The sequence below is a fragment of the Streptomyces yerevanensis genome, from assembly GCF_000716805.1.
GTDB lineage: Bacteria > Actinomycetota > Actinomycetes > Streptomycetales > Streptomycetaceae > Streptomyces > Streptomyces flaveus.
This window is the reverse complement of sequence record NZ_JNWJ01000206.1, coordinates 1-860: the sequence shown is the minus strand read 5'-3', so window position 1 is coordinate 860 and position 860 is coordinate 1. Positions and strand designations below refer to the sequence as shown.

The 860-nt window shown below is 67.0% G+C and carries 1 protein-coding gene; it reads left to right on the top strand.

The window, feature by feature from the left end; all coding sequences use genetic code 11:
- Positions 1–138: 138 nt before the first annotated feature.
- Positions 139–837 (top strand): transposase, encoded by a 699-nt coding sequence (locus OP79_RS49065; protein WP_033329785.1) that lies wholly within the window; start codon positions 139–141, stop codon positions 835–837.
- Positions 838–860 lie beyond the last annotated feature (23 nt).

The following is an 860-nucleotide window of genomic DNA, read 5'->3' as shown; positions in this document are numbered from 1 at the left end:
GCGCTGCATGGTGTGACGCCTGGGGCGCAGTATGGCTTGCACCTGTCTCATCCCTGGACACCCCGTTCTGCGTCTGTGCTTCCGCATGCTGGCGGCGTGCGCCTGGGCGCACTCGGTTCTGGGCGGTACGTCCAGGTCATGAGTGAGCGACGCCCGTATCCGAGTGATCTGTCCGATGCCCGCTGGGAGCTGATCGAGCCGGTGCTTGCGGCCTGGCGCTTCGAGCGCCGCGGCCGGGCCCTGGACTTCGGGCGCCCGCCCCGGCACGACCTGCGCGAGATCATGAACGCGATCCTGTACGTGGACCGCACCGGGGTGCAGTGGCGCTACCTGCCTCACGACTTCCCGCCCTGGGAGACCGTGTACGGCTACTTCGCGAAGTGGGAGAAGGAGGGCGTGTTCGCGCAGCTCACCGGCGTATTGCGCAGGCTGTTACGGCAGCAGGAGGGCAAGCGTGCGGAGCCGTCCGCCTGCGTGATCGACGCGCAGAGCGTGAAGACCTCCACCAGCGTCCTCCGCAAGGTCTGGGTCGACGGCGGCTACCGCCAGCACCTCGTCGAGCACGCCGCCGCCCTCGGCATCGACATGGAAATCGTCCAACGGACCCCTGGAACCAGGGGATTCACCCCGCTGCCCAAACGCTGGACCGTGGAGCGGACGTACGGGTGGTTGATGTTCCACCGCCGCCTGGCCCGCGACTACGAAACCCTGCCCAGCCGTTCCGAAGCCATGATCCACCTCGCCATGACCGACCTCATGACCCGCCGTCTCACCGGCGAGGCCATCATCTCCTGGCGCGACCCGACATCACCGAACCAACTCCGCATACCGGGATGAAACAACGGGAGAAAACGACCTCT